1 protein-coding gene is annotated in these 566 nt (G+C 44.7%); it reads right to left on the bottom strand.

Translation table 11 applies throughout. The annotated features are described in order from the left end of the window. Positions 1-566 (bottom strand): 3-hydroxyacyl-CoA dehydrogenase NAD-binding domain-containing protein (locus R7Z49_RS26735; RefSeq protein ID WP_318112689.1); only part of this gene is annotated, 566 nt, incomplete at both ends.

Here is a 566-nt window from a genome sequence, read left to right as displayed (position 1 = left end):
ATATCGAATACATCAGGACCTTTGAATCGCTCGCCCAACTCATTGACCAGAATCGGCATGATCTTCGCGCCAATATCAACACCAACTTCATCAAGTAACGTGATTGGCCCAACAGGGAAGCCGAAATCCAACAACGCACCATCTAACTTCTCAATCGGCTCATCTGCCAGCAAGATATGCGCAGCTTCATTCATGTAAGGCGCAAGAATGCGGTTTACGTAAAAGCCAGCTTTGTCCTTAACAACGATTGGGGTTTTACCCTGCTTCTTAGCCAATGCGACAACTGTCGAAATGGTTTCATCAGACGTTGTTTCATGCGGAATCACTTCCACCAGCGGCATTTTTTCTACTGGGCTAAAGTAATGTAAACCGACGATGTTTTCTGGTCGCTCTGCCTTTTCTGCAATCTTGTGGATTGGTAACGAAGACGTGTTCGTAGCAAAAATAGTTTCAGATTTTGCGTTTGCTTCAATGTCCGCAACCATCTGTTGTTTTAGATCCAAGTCTTCGAAAACCGCTTCGATCACAACATCAATGTGGTTGTAACTTGTAAAGTCTACGCCACC

The sequence above is a fragment of the Vibrio sp. 1562 genome (assembly GCF_033340155.1).
GTDB classification, from domain to species: domain Bacteria; phylum Pseudomonadota; class Gammaproteobacteria; order Enterobacterales; family Vibrionaceae; genus Vibrio; species Vibrio alginolyticus.
This window is presented reverse-complemented; position numbering and strand designations above follow the sequence as displayed.